The organism is Candidatus Protochlamydia sp. W-9 (genome assembly GCF_001950615.1).
GTDB lineage: Bacteria > Chlamydiota > Chlamydiia > Chlamydiales > Parachlamydiaceae > Protochlamydia > Protochlamydia amoebophila.
In genome coordinates this window covers 1-277 of the sequence record NZ_BCPZ01000340.1, presented here as the reverse complement: position 1 = coordinate 277, position 277 = coordinate 1, and the positions used below count along the sequence as shown (strand labels likewise).

At 30.3% G+C, this 277-nt stretch carries 1 pseudogene; it reads right to left on the bottom strand.

From position 1 onward, the window contains the following. Positions 1 to 248 (bottom strand): annotated as a pseudogene (locus BU804_RS09370) (IS982 family transposase); the annotation flags it as partial. Between the last annotated feature and the right edge of the window lie 29 nt (positions 249 to 277).

Here is a 277-nt window from a genome sequence, read left to right as displayed (position 1 = left end):
AAGCGGCTATAACTAATTAAGTTTGGAAATTCTTTAACTAAGTATTTGGTAACATACCCATAAAAGTGCTTAAATGTTCGATAATTTGATTGATGAAATAAAATGACAATTGTCATCATTTCTGGTATCGATAATTCAGGTTGAGGTCCTCGCTTTGTTTTGCCATGATCAATTAACTGTTTATTCCATTTCTGCTCAAAAGACTTCCAAAAATCATCCACACTACAATATAATTTGATTAAATCCATTTTGACCTCTCATGCATATTAAACATTAG